17 protein-coding genes are annotated in these 22670 nt (G+C 73.7%); 8 read left to right on the forward strand and 9 right to left on the reverse strand.

The features are described 5' to 3' along the window. Positions 1-114 precede the first annotated feature (114 nt). Positions 115-2961: a DUF6493 family protein gene (locus OG393_RS30110; RefSeq protein WP_327377838.1), complete on the reverse strand. Its 2847-nt coding sequence runs from the start codon at positions 2959-2961 to the stop codon at positions 115-117. Positions 2962-3257: 296 nt separating this feature from the next. Then, the gene (locus tag OG393_RS30115; protein WP_327377839.1) at positions 3258-4766 is read right to left on the reverse strand and encodes a SulP family inorganic anion transporter; all 1509 of its coding nucleotides are present in this window, start codon (positions 4764-4766) and stop codon (positions 3258-3260) included. A gap of 400 nt (positions 4767-5166) precedes the next feature. On the opposite strand from OG393_RS30115, the gene OG393_RS30120 reads away from it, so the two are divergent. Both OG393_RS30120 and OG393_RS30125 read left to right on the forward strand, forming a co-directional pair. Next, positions 5167-5592 (forward strand): MerR family transcriptional regulator, encoded by a 426-nt coding sequence (locus OG393_RS30120; RefSeq protein ID WP_327377840.1) that lies wholly within the window; start codon positions 5167-5169, stop codon positions 5590-5592. 204 nt (positions 5593-5796) lie between these two features. Next, on the forward strand, positions 5797-7698 hold the full coding sequence (locus tag OG393_RS30125; RefSeq protein ID WP_327377841.1) for a choice-of-anchor A family protein: 1902 nt from the start codon (positions 5797-5799) through the stop codon (positions 7696-7698). A gap of 87 nt (positions 7699-7785) precedes the next feature. Here the strand turns inward: OG393_RS30125 and OG393_RS30130 are convergent, their stop codons facing one another. Beyond that, positions 7786-8295 carry a nucleotide triphosphate diphosphatase NUDT15 gene (locus OG393_RS30130; RefSeq protein WP_327377842.1) on the reverse strand — a complete coding sequence of 170 codons (510 nt, stop codon included), beginning with the start codon at positions 8293-8295 and terminating at the stop codon, positions 7786-7788. A 452-nt stretch (positions 8296-8747) separates the two neighbouring features. After that, positions 8748-8963, reverse strand: a complete 216-nt coding sequence (locus OG393_RS30135) for a 4-oxalocrotonate tautomerase family protein (RefSeq protein ID WP_327377843.1) — start codon at positions 8961-8963, stop codon at positions 8748-8750. 196 nt (positions 8964-9159) lie between these two features. On the opposite strand from OG393_RS30135, the gene OG393_RS30140 reads away from it, so the two are divergent. Both OG393_RS30140 and OG393_RS30145 read left to right on the forward strand, forming a co-directional pair. Continuing rightward, positions 9160-10044, forward strand: a complete 885-nt coding sequence (locus tag OG393_RS30140) for a helix-turn-helix transcriptional regulator (protein WP_327377844.1) — start codon at positions 9160-9162, stop codon at positions 10042-10044. Between the two features lie 406 nt (positions 10045-10450). Continuing rightward, complete coding sequence (locus OG393_RS30145; RefSeq protein WP_442817377.1) at positions 10451-11869, forward strand: DEAD/DEAH box helicase; 1419 nt, start codon at positions 10451-10453, stop codon at positions 11867-11869. A gap of 44 nt (positions 11870-11913) precedes the next feature. On the opposite strand, the gene OG393_RS30150 is transcribed toward OG393_RS30145, so the two are convergent. Next, positions 11914-12711 (reverse strand): hypothetical protein, encoded by a 798-nt coding sequence (locus tag OG393_RS30150; RefSeq protein WP_327377845.1) that lies wholly within the window; start codon positions 12709-12711, stop codon positions 11914-11916. Then, positions 12708-14366: a serine/threonine-protein kinase gene (locus OG393_RS30155; RefSeq protein WP_327377846.1), complete on the reverse strand. Its 1659-nt coding sequence runs from the start codon at positions 14364-14366 to the stop codon at positions 12708-12710. Before OG393_RS30155 ends, OG393_RS30150 begins: the two co-directional genes overlap by 4 nt. 327 nt (positions 14367-14693) lie before the next feature. Here OG393_RS30155 and OG393_RS35560 point away from each other — a divergent pair, with 327 nt between their 5' ends. Next, on the forward strand, positions 14694-15065 hold the full coding sequence (locus OG393_RS35560; protein WP_442817378.1) for a phospholipase domain-containing protein: 372 nt from the start codon (positions 14694-14696) through the stop codon (positions 15063-15065). Here the strand turns inward: OG393_RS35560 and OG393_RS30165 are convergent. Next, entirely contained in the window at positions 15031-15834 is an 804-nt protein-coding gene (locus OG393_RS30165) for a DeoR/GlpR family DNA-binding transcription regulator (RefSeq protein ID WP_327377847.1), read from the reverse strand. The genes OG393_RS35560 and OG393_RS30165 overlap by 35 nt on opposite strands. Positions 15835-16272: 438 nt before the next feature. Here OG393_RS30165 and OG393_RS30170 point away from each other — a divergent pair, with 438 nt between their 5' ends. Both OG393_RS30170 and OG393_RS30175 read left to right on the forward strand, forming a co-directional pair. Then, positions 16273-17283, forward strand: coding sequence for an SIS domain-containing protein (locus OG393_RS30170; protein ID WP_327377848.1), 1011 nt, complete (start codon positions 16273-16275; stop codon positions 17281-17283). Beyond that, positions 17283-18137, forward strand: coding sequence for a class II fructose-bisphosphate aldolase (locus tag OG393_RS30175; RefSeq protein WP_327377849.1), 855 nt, complete (start codon positions 17283-17285; stop codon positions 18135-18137). Before OG393_RS30170 ends, OG393_RS30175 begins: the two co-directional genes overlap by 1 nt. On the opposite strand, the gene OG393_RS30180 is transcribed toward OG393_RS30175, so the two are convergent. Beyond that, entirely contained in the window at positions 18124-19869 is a 1746-nt protein-coding gene (locus OG393_RS30180) for a VanW family protein (RefSeq protein ID WP_327377850.1), read from the reverse strand. The genes OG393_RS30175 and OG393_RS30180 overlap by 14 nt on opposite strands. Positions 19870-20244: 375 nt before the next feature. Here OG393_RS30180 and OG393_RS30185 point away from each other — a divergent pair, with 375 nt between their 5' ends. Beyond that, positions 20245-21273, forward strand: a complete 1029-nt coding sequence (locus tag OG393_RS30185) for a LacI family DNA-binding transcriptional regulator (RefSeq protein WP_327377851.1) — start codon at positions 20245-20247, stop codon at positions 21271-21273. A 72-nt stretch (positions 21274-21345) separates the two neighbouring features. On the opposite strand, the gene xylA is transcribed toward OG393_RS30185, so the two are convergent. Further along, positions 21346-22515, reverse strand: a complete 1170-nt coding sequence (gene xylA, locus OG393_RS30190) for a xylose isomerase (RefSeq protein WP_327377853.1) — start codon at positions 22513-22515, stop codon at positions 21346-21348. Between the last annotated feature and the right edge of the window lie 155 nt (positions 22516-22670).

Consider the following 22670-nt stretch of genomic DNA (forward strand, 5'->3'; position numbering starts at 1 on the left):
CTCCGCCGGCGGGAGCCGCTCGCGGACCGCCGGCCGCCACGCGCGGACGCCCCCGGTCTCCCGGTGCCGAGCGGGGCGGCCGTCGTCTGCCGCCCCGAGCCGTCGGGGAACGGGTCAGGCTCCGGCTCCGAGCGCCCGGTGCAGGCGCCGCGCCTCGACCACCGTCCGTGACGAGCCGCGCCGGGCGGCCAGCTCGGCCAGCCCCGGCATCCCGGCCCGGACACCGCCGTGCTCGGCGCACTCCGCCGCCACGGCCAGCAGAGCGGCGAGCCCACGCGACGGCGTCCCGACGGCCAGCAGCGGCGGCAGCGCACTCGACAGCACCGACCAGACCGTGACCGGTGCCCCGGTCGCGGCCGTCTCCAGGGCCGCCGCGACACGGGCCGGTCCGACCTCGCCCCGCGCGATCAGCCCGGCCAGATCGGCCCCCAGCCCGGACGCGTCCAGCCGGCCCCGGGACGCGAGCGTGAGCAGCGCGTCCACCACCGCGAGCCGGTCCGGTGCCCGGCGCACACCGAGGCCATGGGCCAGGGCCAGCCGCGTCGCCGCCCCCGTGGGGCCCGGGGCCTGCGCGAGCAGCGGCAGCAGCCGGGTGACCGGCTGCTCCTCGTCCCCCGAGGCGGCCTCCGCCAGCGCCGGGACGAGATGGGCGGCCACTGCCTCCGGCTGCCCCGGGAGCATCGTCACCCAGTGGGCCGGGACCCTCGAACAGCGGAAGCGGTACGGCTTCGACGGCTCGTACTCCGCTCCCAGCCGGGGGAGTTCGGGCAGGAGGCCGGCGAGGTCCGCGCGTCCCGGCGACACGATCACGGTCAGCTCCGCGGCGGTCCCGCGCCAGCTCGGAACGGCCCGGCGTTCCCGCTCCGCCGTCCATGGGGGCAGCGGTCCCGCCGCCAGCCAGGCCGCCAGCCGCTCGCCCTCCGGCGTGCCGAGCGCCAGGGCCTCCGCCCGCGCGGCCTCCGGCGCCGCGGGATGTCGCAGCCGCAGCAGCGCCAGCCCCAGATCGGCCCGCCCGGCACGCGCACCGTGCTCCCGGAGGGTCCGCAGCCGCTCCAGGAGCTCCTCCGCCTCCAGTTCGCCGGACGCCCGGGTGGGTGTCGCCAGCAGCAGCGGCACCGGATCGCCCGCGAGCCGCTCCGCGACCTCGAACACCCAGTCGTGCCAGGCGGCACACAGCCGGGCGTCGACGCACCGTTCGTCCTCGCGTGCCGCGTGAGCCCGCCGCACCTGCTCCGGCGTCACCCGGCCCATCGCCGCCACCATCGGCACCAGCAGCGTGACCGTGGGGTCCGTCGGCACCGACGCCGGGTGGGGGAAGTCCTCCCGGTACCGGCGCGCCACGTCCTCCAGCGCCTCGGCCAGGGCTTTCCGGTCCCGGTGCGCGAACCGCATGAGTCCGTCCAGTGCCCACGCGAACGACGCGGGGTCGTCCGTACCCGCCGTCTCCCTCGCCGAAATCCGCCCGAACCTCATGGAGCGCCCGGCTCCCCGCACGTCCGCGATCACCGCGGCGGCGAACCCGGCGGCGAACTCGGACAGATCGGCGACGGGTGCCGGAATCGGCGAGGCGTCCGGGACCGGCGGCAGGGCGTCCCGACGTGGGACCCTCCCGCCGGAGCCCTCCTGCCTCGCGCCGGCGCCCGCTCCCGACGGGGGTCCCGAGCTGCCGCCCAGGTCGGAGTCCGGGCCCGCGCCCGCGTCCGGCGGCTCCGGACAGCCCAGCAGCCGTGCCGCGAGCGGCGTCACGCCGGGTCCGAGCGCGGCGGCGGCCGTGCCCAGCGCGGTCCGGGTGGCCTCGTCCGCGTGCTTCAGGTGACGCCCCGCCACCCGCACGGCCCGCTCCTGAAGCGTGGTGTCCGGGAAGGCGAAGGCATCGGCGGCCACCGGCAGCAGCTCGCCGGCGGCTTCCGGCTCGCGGGCCAGCGCCTTGTCGATCCAGGACAGCTGGGCCCGCACCAGCTTCTTCTCGGGGCGCGCCAGTACCCACCCGGACAGCTCCCGCAGGGCGTCGAGTCCCATCCCGCCCTCGTCCCACAGCCCGCGCAGCGTCTCCTGCGCGAGTCCGGCCACGGGAGACGGGCCCTCCGCCGCGACGCGGGTCCAGGCGCCGACGCGGGCCGCGTGCTCCTGCCCGGTGGGGTCCAGCGCCTTCAACAGCGCGAGACGGAAGCGCACATCGGGCGCCGGCGGCCGGGCGTGCGCCAGCCCGTCGACGGCGGCGTCGACGAGCACAGCGCGGTTCAGCACCCCCTCCACGGCGAGGCGGGCGAAGGTGGCGTCCCACTCCACCAGCGGATCCCGCCCGACGACCGACTCCCAGCCGAGCCGGTCCGCCACGCCCGGTCCCTCCAACAGGAGGGGCGCCCACACCGGGGTCATCGGGTCCTGGCGCAGCCAGGAGAGCATCGGCCGGTCGACCGGCCGTTCCCCCACAGCGCCGCCCGCGTGGTAGGTCACCCACCGCGCGCCGTTGGCGTCGGTCATGGCCGACCACACCGCGTCCACCCAGGCCACCGCCATGGCCTGGGTGACCGGGACCGGCCTGCCCGCCGACGCGGCCAGCCCCACGACCAGGCCGTACAGGGCGCCGGGCACCTCCGGGGCGGAGGCGACGCGCTCCGCGAGTCCGCCGCGGAACTCCGGCGTGCGGACCTCGAGGACCTCCCGCAGCAGCCCCAGGTCTCCGCGGAACACGCCGGGTGAGTCCCGCCCCAGCCACGCGGCGCACGCGGCGACGCCGGAGTGGCAGCCGGCACCGGCGAGGCTCAGCGCTCGGGCGACTCCGAAGTCCCAGCTGCCGGAGCCGTCCTTCCACCCCCGCTCGATCTCCCGCAGCGCGGGCAGGCAGGACCGCCGTTCCCCGTCGTCCATGCCGGCCAGCAGCGCCGGGACCGCCGCCGGATCCCCGGCGGCGACCGCCTTCAGCAGAGCCGCCCCCTTCTCGTTCCCCGTGCCGTTCACCGTCCGGTCCCCCTGACGAGGGGCGTCGTGCGTCGTGGCGTGCGGTCTGGGAGGGTGCCGGCGAGCGGGAGGACGGGCGCCACACGGTGGTGGGCCCCGTGTCCCGGGGCGGCGTACGACTCTGTGTTCGAGGACATGTGACCCACCGTAAGGTCTGCCTCGGACAGACCGCCGCGCGCCCCGGAAGCTCCTCGGCGCGGTGCCGCGCCTTGTCCCCGCCCCCGGGGCCGGGCAGGACCGGGCGGGCTACGCGAAGGACCCCGGCCGTGGGCCGGGGTCCTGTCGGGGGGAGGCGCTCAGTGGCTGGTCAGCTCGCCGCTGAGCTTTCCGTGGAGGTCGGCGCTGGGGGTGTTGAGGCCGGTGATCTCGACGGTCTTGCCGCGCTGCGCGTACTTGTTCTCGATCGCGTCGAGTGCGGCGACCGAGGAGGCGTCCCAGATGTGCGCGCCGGACAGGTCGATGACGACCCTGTCCGGATCGGTCGCGTAGTCGAACTGGCCGACGAGGTCGTTGGACGAGGCGAAGAACAGCTCGCCGGTCACCGAGTACACGACGGTGGTGTCGTCGGGGTCGACCACCGAGGTGACCTCGGCGAGGTGTGCGACACGCTTGGCGAACACGACCATCGCCGTGACCGAACCCACGACGACACCGATGGCGAGGTTGTGGGTGGCGACGACACAGGCGACGGTCACGAGCATGACGGTGATCTCGCCGACGGGCATCCGCTTGAGGGTCTTCGGCGCGATGGAGTGCCAGTCGAAGGTCGCGAAGGACACCATGATCATCACGGCGACCAGGGCGGCCATGGGGATGTCGGAGACCACCGGACCGAAGACGATGCACAGCACCATCAGGAACGCACCTGCCAGGAACGTGGACAGCCTCGTCCGGGCACCGGAGACCTTCACGTTGATCATGGTCTGGCCGATCATGGCGCAGCCGCCCATGCCGCCGAAGATGCCGGTGACGATGTTGGCGACACCCTGGCCGACGGACTCACGGGTCTTGTTCGAGTGGGTGTCGGTGATGTCGTCGACCAGCTTCGCGGTCATCAGCGACTCCATCAGTCCGACCAGCGCCATGGCGAGCGCGTACGGAGCGATGGTCGTCAGCGTGTCGAAGGTGAACGGCACGTCCGGCAGGCCGGGGACCGGCAGGGAGGAGGGCAGTTCACCCTTGTCGCCGACGGTCGGGACCGCGATCGCCGCACCCACCGTGATGACGGTGAGGATCACGATGGAGACCAGCGGCGCCGGCACCACCGTGGTGATCTTCGGGAAGAACACCATGAGCGCGAGACCGCCGGCGATCAGCGGATACACGGCCCACGGCACGTTCCGCATCTCGGGGACCTGGGCCATGAAGATCAGGATGGCGAGGGAGTTCACGAAGCCGACCATCACCGAGCGCGGGATGAACCGCATCAGCTTCGCGACCCCGAGAGCGCCCAGGATCACCTGGAACACGCCGGCCAGGATCACCGCGGCGATCAGGTACCCGAGGCCGTGCTCCCGGTTGAGCGGCGCGATCACGAGGGCGACGGCCCCGGTGGCCGCCGAGATCATCGCGCGGCGTCCGCCGACGACGGAGATGACGACGGCCATCGTGAAGGAGGCGAACAGACCGATCGCCGGATCGACGCCGGCGATGATCGAGAAGGAGATCGCCTCGGGGATCAGTGCCAGGGCGACGACCAGGCCCGCCAGGACCTCGGTGCGCCAGACCTTCGGGTCGGCGAGCCAGTCGGGTTTCAGGCCACGCAGCCGCGCGGCCGTGGAGACGGCGGAAGCAGAAGAGGACAAGGACAGGAACCTGTCGTGCTCGGGCACGCCCCTTCGGCAGGCCGGGGCGGGCGGGAAGACGCGGTGGGGCCGGGCCGGCACCCCGCGAGCGGCCCCGTCGGGACGGGACCGGAAGTCGTTGAGGAACGGGATCGAGCGGCTGCGCGGCGGCGCGACCCGCTCACGCCCGGGGGCGAAGCGTCACGGTGGGCAGACGGCGGCGCCGGGCGTCATGGGCTCGCGCACACGCCTCTCCTGCGGGATTCGGATCTTCGCCGGGGGCGGCATCGGCCCCGACACGGCAGTGACGAGTCGACATCGAGCCACCCTCGCCACGGGCAACTGTACCCTAACGTTAGAGTAGAGATCGGCGGGGCACCGGACGCGTCCCGCCGCGCGAGAAGGGCTGGGACCCACAGGCGTGGACGGAAAGCACATGCAGATCGGCGAGGTCGCCGCGCGGACCGAACTGTCCCTGCGCACCATCCGGCACTACGAGGAGACCGGACTCATCGTCCCCTCCGCCCGCTCCCAGGGCGGATTCCGTCTCTACACGGAGAACGACGTCCAGCGCCTGATGGTCATCCGCCGTATGAAGCCGCTCGGCTTCACCCTCGACCAGATGCGCGACCTGCTCGACGCGACCGACCGTCTCGACGACGCCGGCGCCGACATCGGCGCCGAGGAACACGACGCCCTGCTCGACCGGGTCCGCACCTACGAACGCGCCGCGGCGGAACAGGTCGACCGGCTGCACGTCCAGCTGACCCGTGCCGAGGACTTCGCCGCCACACTCCGTGCCCGCCTGGAGCAGGACGCCCCCGCCCCGACCGCCGCACGCGTCTGAACCGCCGCCGGCCCCGAGGTGACGGCGCCGCACCCGGGGGTGACGGACCGCGGGCCCTGCCGGCCGTCCGGGGAGCGGCCGGGTGTGCCACTACGCCGTCCGGAAGATCGTTTCCATGCCTTCCGGTGACTTTGATCACCGGAAGGCCCAACCGTGGATCATCTCGCGTGGTGGGCCGCGGACCGCGGCCCAAGACTCCCGGGCATGAGACATCACACCCCCCGGCACCGTACGCGTCCGCTCGGGCGGTCCGGCACCGCCGGGCTCGCCTGCGCGATGGCCCTCGCCGCCGCCCCCGTGCTCCTCCTCGGCCCGGGTGCGGCCTCCGCGGTCGCGGAACCCCTTCCCGGAGGGCTCGGCCCCTGTGTCCCCGGGGACTGCCCCGACCCCTTCCCGGGAATCAACAACGGCCCCATCGCGGGCCGTGACAACGCGATCAGTATCTTCGTCGGTGACGACTTCAGGGTCCGGGGCTCCGCCGCAGAGGCGGAGGGGCGCGTCGTCGTCCTGGACGCCTTCGACATGGACAAGGACGCGCAGGCGAGCCAGATCTACAACGTGGGCGAAGCCGGCGTCGGTTCCCGGGTGGCGCCGCCGGCCGGGTCGGACTGGCTGACCACCGGTGGCGACATCACCGTCGCGACGGGGCAGCGGCTGCTCGCCGAGGAAGGCGTCGTGCGCTACGCGGGCACCCTGACCGGAACGGTCGAGGCCACGCTCGCCGCCGACCCGGACGCCGCCGGACCTTACACCGCTCTGCGAGACCAGCTCACCGCGGCGAGCCGCTGCTACGCGCGCGTCGACGGCGCGCCGAGAACGCCCACGGGCACGGCTGTCAACCAGGACGGGCAGACCCTGTTCACCGGTGACGGAACCTCGCAACTCCAGGTATTCAACGTCGACTTCGACATGGCCGGATCGACCGGAGGGCAGGTGGGCGTCGCTTTCGCGGGCATCCCCGACGGCGCGACCATCCTCGTCAACGTCCTGGGAGCCGACCGTACGATCAACACCTACAGCGGCGGCATCGACGACTCGACCGACCCCCTCAACGCCTACCGCGAGCGGCTGTTGTGGAACTTCCCCGACGCCACCTCGGTCGAACTGGCCGGAACCGGACAGTTCCAGGGCAGCTTCCTCATCGGCGAACAGACGTCGACCACGACGGTCACCCTCCCCGGCGTCAACGGACGCTTCTTCACCACCGGTTCCCTCGTCCACACCAGCGCGGCGACCGGCGGTGGCGGCCAGGAGTTCCACGCCTACCCCTTCGACGGAGACCTGCCCGACTGCGACGACACCCCCGTACCCACCACGGGTGCGGTGTCGGTGACGAAGAGGGACGCGGACACGGGGGCGGCGCTCCCGGGAGCGACCTTCCGGCTGTGGGAGGAGACGAACGGGACGGCCGGTCTGCAGACGGGCGGGACGGACCCGGACACGCAGGTCGGGGCGGCCTGTACGACGGGTGCCGACGGGGTGTGCACGCGGACGGTGGAGACGGGCGCCTACTACTGGCAGGAGACCCAGGCCCCGGACGGGTACCGGCTTCCTGAACCGGCGGTCTTCGGGCCGCTGGTCCTGACCGACGGGAACGCCACCGAGGGCGTGTCGGTGACGGCGGTCAACAGCCGGTCCCCCATTCCCGAGGGAAACGGCTCCGTCAAGATCCTCAAGAGTGACGCGGACAGCCACCTCCCGCTGCGCGGCGCGACGTTCGAACTGTGGCAGGAGACCAACGGGCGGGACGGTCTGCAGACCGGCGCCGTTGATCCGGACACCCTGATCGGAACGCCATGCACGACGAACGTCGGGGGCCTGTGCTCCTTCGACGGCTTGGACGACGGCACGTACTACCTGAGGGAGACCGGTGTCCCCGACGGCTACGTCCTGCCGGCCGACCCGGTCGCGGGCCCGTACGTCATCGGCGAGAGCCAGCAGGTCGTCATCGTGCGCCTGGACAACAGCCGTGACGACGACCCCTGCGAGGACGAGGGCTACGGCGACGAGGGCTACGGAGATCACGGCTATGGAGATCAGGGCTACGGCGACGAGGGCTACGGCTCCTGCTCCGACGAGACGCGCCGGGAGCGTCACCGCGCCTGAACCGTCCGGCCGGTGACACGCCGCGCTCGCCGTCCGGAGGGACGGCGAGCGCGGTCGTGCGACGGCGGATGAGCCGGGTCGTGGCCGTCAGGCCGCGCCACCGCGCCGGGACAGCGGATAGCGGTGGAAGGGCTCGTCCACGATGGGCAGTTCGGGGTTCCACGCCTTGAGAGCCTGTGCGGAGGGCCGGAACATCGCCTCCGGCAGACGGTCCAGCGCCGTCCACTCCCAGCGCTCGATCTTGCCGGGCTCGGCCACGACCGGGGTGCCGTCGAAGGTCCCTACCACCGCCACCGCCGTCAGGCGGGTCAGGTCCGCCGCGGTGAGGGCGTCCAGGAGGATCGCGACGATCTCCACGTCGCCGACGTCGGCCACCAGCGTGGTCTCCTCCGCCAGTTCACGGACCGCCGCCTCCTCGATGGACTCGCCGGGATCGACCTTTCCTCCGGGCAGCTCCCACACCCCCGACGGGTGCAGCCCGAGCAGCACCCGCCCCGCACCGTCGGCCACGACCACCCCCGCGCCGAGCGAGGCTTGTGCCGTCGGCGGCCGGACGTTGCGGTCGGGTACGGACGGCTGCCGGCCAGGCGGTGTCATGTCATCTCCTCGTAGGGCGGATCATCCGGGGTGTCCGGGACCATTCACCGGAGCGTCCGGGACGCTCCATGCGGTGCCCGCACCCGGTCGCCGCTCCCGGGGTCTCAGCTCTCGTCGCCGCAGCCCTGGCAACGGGTGCCGGGAACCTTCGTCGCGAAGCACTTGCCGCACTTCACCGTTTCAGCCATGTCGGCCACCTCGCATCCTCATATGCCGTGTTCCTCACGAGCGCCGAGCGTAGCGCCGCGGAGACGGAAGTCGGGGGGAATCCGAGGAATCCGCACGGTGCCGGACCGGACCACACCCCGTCTCACCGTCCTCACCGCATCAGCACACCGCCCGTCATGCGGTGAGCCGGGCATCGGCTTGACGCGGCGGCCACGCCGCTCCCGGCCGTCGGCGGGAGCGCGGCGTGCGCCGGACGGTGCCGGGACCGTCGCGGGCGGCGTCGTTCACCCTCCGGCGGGCCGCTGGAGCATGCCGAGGGTCAGGACGTCGCCACCGATGCCCCAGCCCCCGTCCGTGACCTCCTCGACGAGGACCATGGTGGTGGCGCGGGCGCGCTCACCGTAGATCTCCACGTACAGGTCGGTGGTCCGCGCGACGATCTGTTCCTTCTGCTTCGCGTCGAGGGTTCCGGCCGGCACCTTGAAGTTGGCGAATGGCATGGCGGTTCTCTTCCTGTGGAGGTGAGGGTGACTCGTGACCGGGGGCGCCGTCCGGAGTGCGGAGAGTCGCCCGCCGCGCCGAGGGAGCCCCGTGTCCCTCCACGATCGACCGGTGTTCCGTCCCCGGCCAGGGCTGGACCTACCCGGGGGTCACCAACCCCTGGCTCGGACCCGCCACGCGCGTGAGGATGGGGGAGTGAACCTTCCCGAACTCGCCGCGTTCCTCAGATCAAGGCGCGACCGGATCCGGCCGGGGGACGTGGGCCTGCCCACCGGCCCCCGTCGCCGGGTGCCCGGACTGCGGCGTGAGGAGGTCGCGCAGCTGGCCGGCCTGTCGGCGGACTACTACACCGAACTCGAGCGCGGGCGAGGCGCTCAGCCCTCCTCACAGGTCGTGGCCGCACTCGTTCGGGCGCTACGCCTGAACCGAGACGAGCGCGACCACGTGTTCCGCCTCGCCGGCCGGCCGCTTCCCCCGTCGGCACACGGTCCGGCGGGTCTCGTCCAGGTCGCTCTGCTCAGCCTCCTGGACCGGCTCACCACCACTCCCGCCCAGGTCATCACCGACCTGCACGAAACCCTCGTGCAGAACGAGCCGGCCGCGGCTCTCGTCGGCCGTCAGCCGACGGTGCGCGGCCCGGAGGCGAGCTTCGTCCACCGCTGGTTCACCGACCCCGCCGCCCGTGCGCTCTACCCGCCCGATGAACACCCTTACCATTCGCGGGTCTTCGTGGCCGATCTCCAGGCGGTCGCCGGCCGCCGCGGCCACGACGCCGAAGTCGCCGGAATGGTGACCGTGCTGCGCCGTCGGAGCCAGGAGTTCGCCACTCTCTGGGACACGCGGGACATCGCCCTGCGCCGGAACGACCGCAAACGCATCGTCCATCCCGTCCTGGGGGTCATCGAACTCGACTGCCACAGCATGTTCAGCGAAGACGGACGCCAGCGCCTGCTGTGGTTCACCGCACCACCCGGGTCCGAAGGCGCCGCGCAGCTGGAACTGCTCTCCGTCATCGGCACCCAGGACATGACCAGCGGCGAGGACCCTCCGGGCAGGGACACCCGCCTGCACGCCACCTGACGCGTGGGGAGGTCCTTCCCGGGACGCGGCTCACCGGACGTCCCGCGCCGTCCGACGGCCCGGAGCGGGCGCGATCCGGGCCGTGCCGCACTTCGCGGGCCGGCGACGTGGTGACGCGCGCCGTCGTGCGTCGGCTGCCCCGCCCGCGCGACGAAGACCGGTGTCAGGGACCGGCTGCTACAGTCGATGTCTGTCGCAGTCGTGGTTCCCACAGGCTTCACGTGCCCAAGTGGTGACACCACCGGGCACTTCCGTCTCCCGGGTCCCACCCGGAGGACTCCGGACGGGCGGCCACCGCGACGACACCGGATCCACACCGCGTGAGGTCCCGTCGCGCCCCCGGGGGAAAGCGGCGCAGACGCGTCCGCCGCACCTCGCGGCACGCGGCCCGTCGAGGAAGGCACCCATGAACCGCTCGGACCGTACCGACGACGCCCCGGCGCCCGTTCCGTCGAGCGGCGCGTCCGGGGCGGCCACCGCCACCCCCGGCCTCCCTCCCGCCGAGCGCTTCGAGGCCATGGACCTGCCCGGCGCGGTCCGGACGACGCTGACCGGCCTCGGGGTGACCACTCCGTTTCCGATCCAGGCCGCCACCCTGCCGAACGCCCTCGCGGGCCGCGACGTCCTCGGCCGCGGGCGGACCGGATCGGGAAAGACGCTCGCCTTCGGCCTGGCCCTCCTCACCCGCACCGCCGGCCGGCGTGCCGACGCCAAGAAGCCACTGGCCCTGGTCCTCGTCCCGACCCGCGAGCTGGCCCAGCAGGTCACCGACGCGCTCACGCCCTACGCCGAGGCGCTGAGGCTGCGCATGGTCACCGTCGTCGGCGGGATGTCGATCGGCCGCCAGGCCGCCGCGCTGCGTACCGGGGCGGAGGTCCTGGTCGCCACCCCCGGCCGGCTCCTGGACCTCGTCGAGCGCCGGGACTGCCGCCTGGACCAGGTGGGCGTCGTCGTCCTCGACGAAGCCGACCGGATGGCCGACCTGGGCTTCCTGCCCCAGGTCACCACGTTGCTCGACCAGGTACGCCCCGACGGCCAGCGCCTGCTCTTCTCGGCGACCCTGGACCACGACGTCGACGACCTGGTCCGCAGCTACCTCCACGACCCGGTGGTCCACTCCGTGGATTCCACGGCCGGGGCGGTCGGCACGATGGAACACCACGTTCTGCACGTCCACGGACCCGACAAGTTCGCGACCGCCACCGAGATCGCCGCACGCGACGGGCGCGTGATCATGTTCCTGGACACCAAGCAGGCCGTCGACCGCTTCACCCGACACCTGCTGGGCTGTGGAGTGCGGGCGGCGGCGTTGCACGGCGGCAAGTCCCAGCCACAGCGCACCCACACCCTGGACCGGTTCAGGCGGGGCGAGACCACCGTGCTGGTCGCCACCAACGTCGCCGCGCGCGGCCTGCACATCGACGACCTCGACCTCGTCGTCAACGTCGACCCGCCCGCCGATCACAAGGACTATCTCCACCGTGGCGGCCGGACGGCCCGCGCGGGGGAGTCCGGGCGGGTCGTCACCCTGGCGCTGCCCGACCAGCGCCGGGACGTCGCCCGTGTACTGGCGGACGCCGGCGTCCGCCCACGGATCACGCAGGTCCGCTCCGGTGAGGCGGAACTGACCCGCATCACCGGAGCGCAGGCCCCGGCGAACGCCGCGGCCGGCAAGGACCGCCCCCAGCGCGGTGGCGCCGCCTTCCGCGGCATCGGCACCGTCCCCGGACGGCCCGGCCGCGCCAAGAACGAGTCGCGCCGGACGGCCGAGGCACGCCGGACGGCCGAGGCACGCAAGGCGGCACGCGTGCGGCGCGGCGGCTGAGCGGCGGTCCGGTGGACGAGGCGTCCGGCGTGGCACCGCACCGTTCAGGCGCACCGGTACACGAAGCGGCCGGTGGCCGTGGCCCCCGCGGGTGAGGTGATCACCAGGGTGGCCGCGGCCTGATGGGTGCCCCGGCCGTGGAAGGTCCACAGCAGGTGCAGTGTGGCCTCCCGCTGCCCCCGGGCGACCCGCTCCCGCAGCAGGCCGGACGTCGAGCCGTCGCTGCGGTCCCAGCGGTAGGTGATCGTGCCCGGCCGGCCGTTCGTCCGCACCACTCCCACGACGTCCGCCGTGGCGTCACAGGCCAGCGGCTCCCGCGGGGCCGTGACGGCCGTCTCACGCAGGGACAGGGGCGGGCCGAAACGCTGCCAGCCGAGGTAGCCCAGGACCGCCAGCAGCACGACGAGTGCCAGGGCGTAGCGGCGCAGCACCCGCAGTACCCCGGGGCGGCGGGGTGGCGGCGGGGCCGTGCCGGGGTCGGCACCGGGCAGGGTGCCGTGCCAGATCATGCGGGTCGTGAGGGACGGAGCGCCGCCGCTCCCGAGCGCGGCCGCCGTCACCCCCGGTCCGAACCGGAGGACTTCGCCCTCGACCCGGTCCGGGACGACCTCGCCGCCGGGTCCGCCCGGAGCGGCGTCCGCGTCCCGGTCCGGAACGGTCTCGTCCACGGGCCTTTCGAACCAGTGGCTGCCCAGCACCGTGGCGCTGTACTCGTCGGCGGGGGAACCCGGACCGGGCTCGGGCCCACCGGGTGCCGGGACCGGCACCGGGACCGGCGCCGCGCCGGGACCGCTGTGCCGTACCGTCTCGTCGGGGTCGTAGGGGACCCGGGGATCGTTCATGTCAGCGTGCACCGCCGGGTCAGGACCTGCTGCGAGGAACCGCCGTTCGCCGCGGCCGGGTCGGTCGTGGCGCGGACCCCCCAGTAACAGCCGCCGCGGAAGGCGTGGGTGAGGGTGAGCGTGTACCGGGTCGCTCCGCTGCGCCGGTAGGCAGCGGAGCCGTCGGCGGTGCCGAGGTCGCCCTTGACGTTCCCGGAGTACCAGGCGACGACCAGGGTGACCGGTCCGGGGCCGTCGGTGGTGACCGTGAACGTCGCCTCCGCGCTCCCGTCGCCGGTGTCACGCAGGCTGGTCACCGAGACCGACCGCACACCGACGGGCGCCGGCGACGACGGCGAGGCGGACGCGGTGCGATCCGTAGGCGGAACGGACGGTGACACCGTCGTGGGTGGCGCGCTCGTGGGCGGGGCGGTGGAGCCGGGCGGAGCCGTCGGCGTCGGGGTGTCCGGTGCGGGGACCGGGTCCGCCGTGCCGGACGCGGAGGCCGAGGTGTCCGGGGTCGTCGCGGTCGCCGTGGGCGTCGCGGATCCCGGGACCTCCGAGGACGGGACCGGGTCCGTCGGCGACGGCGGCTCGACGGGCCCGGCCGTGGTGACGGCGAACGCCCGGTCCGTCGTCCGGACCTCGGGCCCCGCACCGCCCGCGCGGGCCCCGAGCGTGATCAGCACGGCCAGTACGAGCGCCGCCGCACCCGCGAGGACCCCCTGCCGGCCCCGTCGGCCGAAGCGCCGGGGCGCCTCCGGCAGACGGGTCGTGGCGAGCGCCGTGGTGCCTTCGGCCGCGCTGCCCCCGGAGGGCAGCAGCAGCGGCAGCAGGGCGACCAGCGCGGCCAGCCTCCGCTTCCCGCGTTCCTCCCAGTCCGGTCCGTACCCGGCCGCGGCGGCCGTCTCCAGCTCGGTGACGAACTCCGCCGCGTCCCCCGGCCGTTCCTCCGGATGCTTCGCGAGACCACGCCGGATCAGCGGACGCAACGGCTCTGGGGCCGCCGCGTCGGGAACGGGCGCGTCGAGGTGCTGGAGTGCCAGTTCGGCGAAGTTCTCGCCGGAGTACGGCTTGCGTCCGGTCAGGCACTCGAAGAACGTCGCGGTCGCCGCGTACACGTCGGCCGCGGGGGAGGCGGGCTCGCCGTTCCACTGTTCCGGAGCCATGTAGGCGGGGGTGCCCGCGACGCCCGGCCGGCTGCCGTCGTCGACCGCGATGCCGAAGTCCACCAGCTTGGAGTGGCCGTCGGGCGAGACCAGGACGTTCTCGGGCTTGTAGTCGCGGTGCACGACTCCCGCCCGGTGCGCCGCGGCCAGACCGAGCAGAGACCCCTTCAGGACGACGAGCGCGGCCTCGGGTCCGGTCGATCCCTCCCGCGCCAGCAGCGCGCGCAGCGCGACGCCGTCGACGAGTTCCATGACGATCGCCGCGCCGCCCGGCGCCTCCACGTACTCGTACAGGCCGACGACGTACGGCGAGCGCAGGGCGCCCAGGAGCCGCGCCTCCGCGCGGAAGTCCCGCACGAAGGAGGCGTCCGTCCGCATCCGCTCACTGAGGTACTTGACCGCCACCGGGATGCCGGTCCCGTCGTGCACGGCGAGCACGACCCGTCCACTGCCGCCGGATCCGAGCTCCCGGGCCTCGGTGTAGCCCGGTACCGTCCATGCGCTCATCCCGCCCCCTCGGTGTCGTGGTCCGACCGCTCCCCTCTGGGGACAGTTTCCGGTCATCCGCGGTTCCCGTCCACGGCCCCGGCCCCGGTGACGCGGGCCGCGGAGCGCGCGGGAATCCTCGCACGGGCCCGTGGCCCGCCCGCCGACCGGCCCCCGGGCCGCGGCGCCGCCCTACGGCGGATCGGGGCGTGCGGGGCGCGAACGGCTCCGTTCACGTCCCGCACCACGCCCCCACGCGTCCAGGCCACGCGCCCGTCCCCTCCCTCACTGTTCTTTGGCCTGCCCGGACCACCGTTCCCCGGATATCCCCCAGAGGTGCACGGGCACATGACCGAAGCCAAGCGGCGCCGCTTCCCGCAGATCGCCGGCGCCACCGCCGCTCTCGCGGCCCTGAACACCGGCATCGCCCGGGCCGCCGCCATCCCGGCCGCCCGTACCTCCGGCACGCTCGCGTATTCCCGGGGGACGTACGAGCTGACGGTCACCGGACCCAACGGCTTCCTGCGCGGCTTCCGGGGACCCGGCACGACCGCGGGCCCCGAGGTGACGGCACGTCATGACGCGTTCTCCGGAGACCTGGTGCTCACGCTGACCAACCAGAGCGCCACGGACGTCCGCCTCACGGTCTCCCAGGCCGCCGCCTACGGCGGCCGATCGCCGGCCCTCAGACGGCGACGACCTCCACTCCGGCGTCCGTGAGCCGCCGCACCGCCTCCGCCGGGATCGTCGTGTCCGTCACCAGGACGTCCACCCGATCCGTCCCGCAGATGCGGGCGAAGGCCCGCCGCCCCATCTTCGATGCGTCGGCGGCCACGACGACCCGGCTCGCCCGCTCGGCGAAGAGCCGGCTGATGCCCGCCTCGTCCTCGTGGTGCGCCATGATGCCGAGTTCCGGGTCGATGCCGTCGACACCCAGCACCACGACGTCGAGCACCACCTCGCCGAGCACCCCGGCGGCGAGCGGGCCGACCAGTTCGTAGGTCTGCGCGCGGGCGACACCGCCGGACACCACGAGTTTGATCCGGGGGCGTACGGCGAGTTCGGCGGCGATGTTCAGGGCGTTGGTGACCACGGTCAGGGCCGGCGGGACGGGGGAGCCGGGGGGCCCCGCCGGACTCCCGCCTCCGAAGCCCAGGGCCAGGGCGCGCGCGACCTCGGTGGTCGTCGTACCGCCGTTGAGGCCCACCACCTCGCCCTCGTGGACGAGACCGGCCACCGCGGCGGCGATCCGCTGCTTCTCGGAGGCGTGCCGGGAGGACTTGTAGCGCAGCGGCAGTTCGTACGAGACGCCGTGCGGGACCGCGCCGCCACGGGTGCGCACCAGCAGTCGCTGCTCCGCGAGTTCATCGAGATCGCGGCGGATCGTGGCCGGCGAGACGTCGAGGGTCACCGCCGCCTCCTCGACCTCCAGCCGGCCGGTGGCCGCCAGCAGTTCGAGGAGCGTGTTCCAGCGCTCGTGTTTCGCCATCGGGATTCCTTCCGGGCGGCGCTTCGCGCGCCGTGCGTGATCGCGAGTCTAAGGGCTGGTCCGTCATTCCCGTCGGGATCGGGGCGAGGCGCCGGACGCGGTGCGCCACAAGGCGACGGGTCGCCGCAGTAGGGGTCGTATCCGGGCGATTCCGTACCCGGCGTGGGGGCGCGGCACCCGCGCCGTGACCCCATGCCGTCGTGCGTCCGCCGAGGGCGCAGGGGCAGCTCTGAGTGCCGCGTTCCCGTGGCCCGGACCGGCCCGGCCCGGCCCGGACCGGACCGGCCCGGCCCGGCCCGGACCGGACCGGACCGGCCCGGCCTCTGGACCGGGCGTGTCCCCTCATGCATACTGCACCTCATTGGATGCTCGAAGATGCTCGAAACCTTATCAATTCACGCATGAGAGAGCAGGTTGCTCTCTGTGAAGGAGTCTGACGTGTCCACCACGGGTCACTCCCGCACCGCGGCCGAGATCGCCTCCCAGCCCGCCTCCTGGCGCGAGGCCGCCGCCACCCTCGCCCTGCACCGCGCCGTCCTTCCCGCGCGCGGCGAGCGCGTCGCCGTCGTCGGCTGCGGGACCTCCTGGTTCATCGCCCAGGCATACGCCCGGTTGCGCGAGGGCGGCGGCCACGGCGAGACCGACGCCTTCGCCGCCTCGGAGTTCCCTCTCGGGCGCCGGTACGACCGGATCCTCGCCCTCACCCGCTCGGGCACCACGACCGAGGTGCTCGACCTGCTCCGCGCGGTCGCGGGCGGCGTGCCGACCGGCGCCCTCACCGCCGACCCCGCGACCCCGGTCATGACGGCGGCCGACACGGTGGCGGTGCTGGACTTCGCCGACGAGGAGTCGGTGGTGCAGACCCGGTTCGCCACGACCGCCCTCGCTCTGCTCCGCGCGCACCTGGAGTCCGAGGGCGCTCTGCCGGCCGGGACCCGCACGATGGAGCAGGCGGCCCGGGACGCCGAACGGGCCCTGGCCGAGCCGCTGCGCGACGCCGTCGTCGATGCCGAGCAGTTCACCTTCCTCGGGACCGGCTGGACCTACGGCCTGGCCCTGGAGGCCGGACTGAAGATGCGCGAGGCGGCCGGTGCCTGGACCGAGGCGTACCCGGCCATGGAGTACCGGCACGGACCGATCAGCATCACCGGGCCCGGCCGCGTCGCCTGGGTGCTCGGCCCTGTCCCCACCGGGCTCGCGGACGACGTCGCCCGGGTCGGAGGCACGCTCGTCGCGGACTCAGCCCCCTCGGACTCCGCCTTCCCGCCGGGCTCCGGCTCCGCGCCCGGCGGAGGGACGATCCGGACCGGTGGGCTCGACCCGCTCGCCGACCTCGTCCGCGCGCAGCGTCTCGCCGTCCTGCTCGCCGAAGCCCAGGGCCAGGACCCGGACCGGCCCCGCAACCTCACCCGTTCCGTCGTCCTTCCGGCCGCGGGGGAGAGCGACTGATGCCGCTCGTACCCACCGGCGAGATCGTCCTCGGCGCCCGCGCAGCCGGCACCGGCGCCGGTGCCTTCAATGTCGTCCAGATCGAGCACGCGCAGGCGATCGTCGCCGGCGCGGAGGCGGCCGGCCGGCCGGTGATCCTCCAGATCAGCGAGAACACCGCCCGCTACCACGGCTCTCTGGAGCCGATCGCCCTCGCGACCCTCGCTTCCGCTCGCCGCGCGGCGGTTCCGGTCGCCGTCCACCTCGACCACGCGGAATCTCCCGCGCTGGTCCATGAGGCCGTGCGGCTCGGCTTCGGATCGGTGATGTTCGACGCGTCGAGGCTCCCCTACCGGGAGAATCTGGCCGCCACCCGCGAGACGGTCGGCCACTGCCACGGCCACGGCGTCTGGGTGGAGGCCGAACTCGGTGAGGTCGGCGGCAAGGACGGTGCGCACGCCCCCGGCGTGCGCACCGATCCCGACGAGGCGCGGCATTTCGTCGCCGCCACCGGGGTGGACGCCCTCGCCGTCGCCGTCGGCAGCTCCCACGCCATGCTCACCCGGGACGCCGTCCTGGACCTCACGCTCGTCGCGGCGCTGCGCGACGCCGTGCCCGTCCCGCTCGTGCTGCACGGTTCGTCGGGCGTGGGTGACGCGGACCTGGTGCGGGCGGTCGGCGCGGGCATGACGAAGGTGAACGTCGCCACCCATCTGAACAAGGCGTTCACCCGGGCCGTGCGGGACCACCTGAGGGAGCACGCCGGTACCGTCGATCCGCGCCGTTACCTCGGCCCGGCCCGCACGGCCGTCGCGGAGGCGGTGACCCACCTGCTCGGGGTGCTGGGGTCGGACGCGCCGCTCATGCGCAGGTGACGCGGTCGCGCGGAGTGTAGTGCGTGCGGAAGGTCTCCCGCCCGACCTCGGCTCCGCCGTCGTGGAACACCCGGTCCACATCGATGTCGAAGCCCTCCAGCGGTGTCTGCGGCTCGCACGCGGCTCCGGTGCCCTTGCGCTCCGCGGGCTCGGTGAGCCTGGTGCGCGGGCCCGCCACCGCCTCCACCCGGTCGTACTTCTTCGTGCCCAGAAAACTCACGGTCACCGAGTGGTCGGTGGCGCTCGCCGCGATGTAGATCGAGTGCCCGGAATCGTTGCGGAACCTCAGGTCGAGCGTGCCCCAGGCGACCGTGGCCTCCCGTCCCGCCGGGTACCGCTCGATGTAGAAGGAATGCGCTCCGTACTCGACCGGCTTGACCCCGGCGAAGAAGATCGCGTTGAAGACCGTGGTCGCGACGGCGGAGACGCCGCCACCGGGGGCTGAGTGGTACTGCCCGTCAAGGATCATCGTGCCGTCCACGAAACCGTTGGCCTTGGTCCGTTCGCCGACGGTCCGGTTGTAGCTCCAGACCTCCCCGGGGCGGACCAGCGAGCCGTTGATCAGCTCCGCCGCCCTGCCGATGTTGGTCGTCCGGTACGGCGCAGTCGGGAACTCGACCGTGAAGGTGGACATCTGTTCCTCGATACCCATCCTCGCCGCGGACGCGCGGGTCAGCTCCGGCTCGACCCGCGCGGTGGTGACCGGTCCGGTGCGGGCCGCGTCCCCGGTCCTCGGAAGCAGCGGGCGGACGGCGTCGCCCAGGGACCGGGCTGTCACCCGGTGCCCCGTCCTGCCGTCCGACGTCACCACCACCCGGCCGTCGCGCACACCGAGCGTGGCGTCGACCGGCCCCGTGGCGAGCGCGTCGAGCGGGCGCGCCACGGCCGGATCGCGCCGCAGCCCCTCGGCGTCGAGCGACGGGACCAGCCGCCCCGTGTCGTCCGCCTTCGCCGTCAGATGGGTGGACAGTGTCGCCGCGGAGATCCGCAAGGGTTGGCCGTCGACGGTGAGCGTCACCGGTCCCGACATCGCGGGCTTGCCGAAGTCGTCCATGAAACGGGCTACTTCGGTCTCGCCCACCTCGGGAGACGACACCTCGGCCGGCAGCGTCACCCGGCCCCGGCCGGCCCAGGGGTAGACCTCCCTGATCGTGGCGACGGCCCGGGTGGTGTCCAGTCGCTGCCCCGCGCGCGCCTCGGCCGGCACCGCCTTGCCGGACGCGAAGGTGACGGCACCCTCGGTCATCTCCCGGTCGTACGTCCGGGAGGCCACCGTCAGTGCCGCCGCCGCCCTGGCCTCGTCGAAGGCGACGACGGGTTCGACGTCGCGCTCCCCCGAGGAGAAGAGACGGCCGATCACCGTCAGCGGGTCGCGCGCGGCGTCCGCGGCCCGCTCGACGGTCTTCGCGGTGTCGACACCGAGGCCGGCGGACCGGGGATCGAGGGTGCCGGTGCTCTCACCGACCCGCACCGGTATGGCGCGGGTCCAGGACGACGGTGCCGAGGTGTCCAGCTTCGACTTCGCCTCGGCACGGCTCATCCCTCCGATGTCCACCCCGTCGACCCGGGTGCCCTGGGATATCTCGTCCCCCGCGGCGACGAGTCCGGCGCCGTACAGGCCGCCGCCGACGGCGACGGCCGCTCCGGCCACCAGGACCGCGATACGTGTGCGACTGCCGCGTCCCGACAGGGGCGAGGGGGGTGTGTCGACGTCGGCGAAGGGGCGGCGCACACGGTCTCCGGTTGCGATCGAGGGTCAGGACATACTCGGACGAGAGTACGCCAAACGGGTGGGAATCTCCTGAGACGCCGCCCCGCCTGGGGAGTGCGGTCGTGCGGAACGGCGGCACCGCGCCCGCGCCCCGGCCGGCCCCGGGCCGCCTCCTCCGCGCCGTCCTCCGTCGGGCCGGGCGCCGTGTCCGGGGAGCGCCGCCGCCCGCGGAGGCTCCGCCCTTCGAGCCGCGCCGCCCGGATCGTGGGTGAGCGTCCGGGCGCGTCCGGTCACGGGCCTGGGGCGTCCGTCGTCCAGTGGGGCCGCCGAGGGGTATGGGAGCGCTCCCGTCGGGATAGGGTCGGCGACACACCGGCAGGCGAGGGGAGACAGCGGATGGCGGCGAGCGGGCGTCGGACCGGCAGACCCACCCTGGAGGAGGTCGCGGCCAGGGCCGGGGTCGGGCGCGGCACGGTCTCGCGGGTGATCAACGGCTCGCCCCGGGTGAGCGAGCAGGCGAGGACGGCGGTCCAACGGGCGGTCGCCGAACTCGGCTACGTGCCCAACCGTGCGGCCCGTGCCCTGGCCGGCAGTCGTACCGACGCGGTCGCCCTGGTCATCCCCGAGACCGAGGCCCGGCTCTTCACCGAGCCCTACTTCCTCGACATCGTCCGCGGGGTGAGCGGCGAACTCGCCGAGGCCGACAAGCAGTTGCTACTCACGCTGATCCGTGACGACAAGGAGCGGCAGCGCTTCGAACAGTACCTCGCCGCGCAGCGGGTGGACGGGGTGCTCCTCGTCTCCGTGCACCGGGACGATCCGCTGCCCGACCGGGTTCGGATGCTGGGCCTGCCCGCCGTGCTCAACGGACGCCGGTCCGAGGCTGAGCCGGTGGCCTTCGTCGACTCCGACAACGTCGGCGCGGGCCGTTCCGCCGTCGCGCATCTCGCCGGGCGGGGTCGCCGTCGCATCGCCACCGTCACCGGCCCGCTCGACATGTACGTCGCCCGGTGCCGGCTCGACGGCTACCGGGCGGGTCTGGCGGAGGTCGGTCTCGTGCCCGACGCGTCGCTGGTGGCGACGGGGGACTTCACCGAGGAGGGCGGGCGTCGGGCGATGCGGGAACTCCTGGAGCGCGCGCCCGAGCTGGACGCGGTCTTCGCGGCCTCCGACGTGATGGCGGCGGGCGCGCGCTCGGTGCTGCGCGCGGCGGGCCGCCGCGTGCCAAAGGACGTCGCACTCGTCGGCGTCGACGACTCGGCCGTGGCCCGGCACATGGACCCGCCGCTGACCAGCGTGCGCCAGCCCATCGAGGAGATGGGACGCACCATGGCGCGCCTGTTGCTCCAGGAGATCACGGAGGAGTCCGTCGAACAGCCGCGCCGCGTGCTGCCGACGGAGCTGGTCATCCGCGCCTCGTCCTGAGCCCGGCGCGCCCGCCCGCGCGGGGCGTCGACCGCGTCGTGGTGCCCGAAGCCGCGGGAGTCCCGGGCGTCGTCACCGCGCCGCGAGGAGGTGCTCCAGTGCCAGCTGGTCCAGTCGCTCGAAGGCCGACGACCGCGCGGCCACCGCGACCGCGTCGAAGTCCTCGTAGGCCGACCGGTCCGCGAGGAGCCCGCCGAGACCGTCGGCGGCCGTCGGGACGGACAGCTCGGGAACGCGTGCGGCGGCCAGCGCCTCCAGGACGTCGGGATCCGCGCGGAACGAGGCGGCTCGCTCCTTCAGGATCAGGTAGTTGCGCATGCAGTTCCGCGCGGATTCCCACACGCCGTCGGAGCCGTCGGTGCGCGCGGGCTTGAAGTCGAAGTGCCGGGGGCCCTCGTAGCCGGCCGACTCGAGCAGATCCACGAGCCAGAATGCCTGACGCAGGTCCCCGGCCCCGAACCGGAGGTCCTGGTCGTACTTGGCGCCCGACTGGCCGTTGAGATCGATGTGGAAGAGCTTGCCCGCCCACAGCGCCTGCGCGACGCCGTGCGGGAAGTTCAGCCCCGCCATCTGCTCGTGGCCGGTCTCCGGGTTGACGCCGACCAGTTCCGGCCGTTCCAGGCGTTCGATGAAGGCGAGGGCGTGCCCGATCGTGGGAAGCAGGATGTCGCCGCGCGGCTCGTTCGGCTTGGGCTCGATCGCGAAGCGCAGGTCGTAGCCCTGCGTGGTGACGTGGTCGCCCAGGAGGTCGAATGCCTCCTTCATGCGGTCGAGTGCCACCCTGACGTCCTTCGCCGCGCCCGACTCCGCGCCCTCCCGGCCGCCCCAGGCGACATAGGTGGCCGCACCGAGCTCGACGGCCAGGTCGATGTTCCGGATCGTCTTGCGCAGGGCGAAGCGCCGTACCTCGCGGTCGTTGGCGGTGAAGCCGCCGTCCTTGAAGACCGGGTGTGAGAAGAGGTTCGTGGTCGCCATCGGCACCTTCAGGCCGGTGCCGTCGAGTGCGGCACGGAAACGTGCGACCGCCCTCGCGCGGTCCGCGTCTGACGCGCCGAAGGGGATGAGGTCGTCGTCGTGGAACGTCACGCCGTACGCGCCGAGCTCCGCGAGACGCCCGACCGACTCGACGGGGTCGAGGGCCGCCCGGGTGGCGTCGCCGAAGGGGTCTCGGCCCTGCCAGCCGACGGTCCACAGGCCGAAGGTGAAACGGTCGGCGGGGGTGGGGGCGCATCGGGTGGGCATGGGGCGTCCTCTCGGTCGGCGGCCTGGATCTCCGATTTGTTTTCTGAAATAACTAATACGGTACCGACAGGCGCCACGCCAGTGGGCCCGGCCCCTGGCCTCGAACCCGACCTTGAAACGCGAACCTGACCTTGGACGCGAACCCGGCAGGACAC

This window comes from Streptomyces sp. NBC_01216, from assembly GCF_035994945.1.
GTDB lineage: Bacteria > Actinomycetota > Actinomycetes > Streptomycetales > Streptomycetaceae > Streptomyces.

Coding starts and splice junctions, on each gene's coding strand:
- OG393_RS30185 (WP_327377851.1), top strand. CDS start 20,245: ATGGCGGCGAGCGGGCGTCGGACCGGCAGACCCACCCTGGAGGAGGTC.
- OG393_RS35560 (WP_442817378.1), top strand. CDS start 14,694: ATGACCGAAGCCAAGCGGCGCCGCTTCCCGCAGATCGCCGGCGCCACC.
- OG393_RS30155 (WP_327377846.1), bottom strand. CDS start 14,366: ATGAGCGCATGGACGGTACCGGGCTACACCGAGGCCCGGGAGCTCGGA.
- OG393_RS30165 (WP_327377847.1), bottom strand. CDS start 15,834: ATGGCGAAACACGAGCGCTGGAACACGCTCCTCGAACTGCTGGCGGCC.
- xylA (WP_327377853.1), bottom strand. CDS start 22,515: ATGCCCACCCGATGCGCCCCCACCCCCGCCGACCGTTTCACCTTCGGC.
- OG393_RS30130 (WP_327377842.1), bottom strand. CDS start 8,295: ATGACACCGCCTGGCCGGCAGCCGTCCGTACCCGACCGCAACGTCCGG.
- OG393_RS30125 (WP_327377841.1), top strand. CDS start 5,797: ATGAGACATCACACCCCCCGGCACCGTACGCGTCCGCTCGGGCGGTCC.
- OG393_RS30150 (WP_327377845.1), bottom strand. CDS start 12,711: ATGAACGATCCCCGGGTCCCCTACGACCCCGACGAGACGGTACGGCAC.
- OG393_RS30135 (WP_327377843.1), bottom strand. CDS start 8,963: ATGCCATTCGCCAACTTCAAGGTGCCGGCCGGAACCCTCGACGCGAAG.
- OG393_RS30145 (WP_442817377.1), top strand. CDS start 10,451: ATGAACCGCTCGGACCGTACCGACGACGCCCCGGCGCCCGTTCCGTCG.
- OG393_RS30175 (WP_327377849.1), top strand. CDS start 17,283: ATGCCGCTCGTACCCACCGGCGAGATCGTCCTCGGCGCCCGCGCAGCC.